This is a genomic window from Nocardioides pyridinolyticus, assembly GCF_054653575.1.
Map to the genome: position 1 here is coordinate 1 of NZ_BAAIFY010000084.1, position 718 is coordinate 718.

A 718-nucleotide genomic window follows, 5' to 3' on the forward strand; every position below is an offset into this window, starting at 1 on the left:
GCGGCGACGGTGTCGTTCCTGCCGACGGGTTCTGGCGGTGCTGAGCCGGAGGTGGTGGTCGCGCTGCGCGACGGCGGCGTCACGTCGTTCGCGATGGAGCTGGTGCCGCGGATCTCGCGGGCGCAGTCGATGGACGCGCTGTCCTCGCAGGCGCTGGTGTCGGGCTACCGGTGCGCGATCGTCGCGGCCGGGATGTTGCGGCGGTTCTTCCCGTTGAACATGACGGCCGCGGGCACGGTGCCGCCGGCCGAGGTGGTGGTGCTCGGTGCCGGTGTGGCGGGTCTCCAGGCGATCGCGACCGCCAAGCGGCTCGGCGCGGTGGTGAAGGCCTACGACGTGCGCGCGGCCGCCGCGGAGGAGATCCGCTCGATGGGCGCGCAGGCGATCGACCTCGAGCTCGACACGCTGGAGGGCGCGGGTGGCTACGCCCGGGAGATGACCGAGGAGCGGGCCGCGCTCCAGATGGAGCGGCTGGCGCCGTACGTCGCGGCCGCGGACGCGCTGATCACGACCGCCGCCGTCCCGGGCCGCCGGGCGCCGCTGCTGGTGACCGGCGCGATGGTCGAGCAGATGAGGCCCGGCTCGGTGGTCGTGGACCTCGCGGCCGAGACCGGCGGGAACGTCGAGGGCGCGGTGGCCGGTGAGGTGGTGCGGATCGGCAACGCCCAGGTCTGGGGCGGGCAGAACGTGCCGTCGCAGATGCCCGGTCCGGCGTCGA

At 74.7% G+C, this 718-nt stretch carries 1 protein-coding gene; it reads left to right on the top strand.

Going from position 1 to position 718, the window contains the following annotated elements; all coding sequences use genetic code 11:
• On the top strand, positions 1-718 hold a 718-nt coding region (locus ACYQ0U_RS22760; RefSeq protein WP_459976162.1), incomplete at both ends, for a Rossmann-fold NAD(P)-binding domain-containing protein.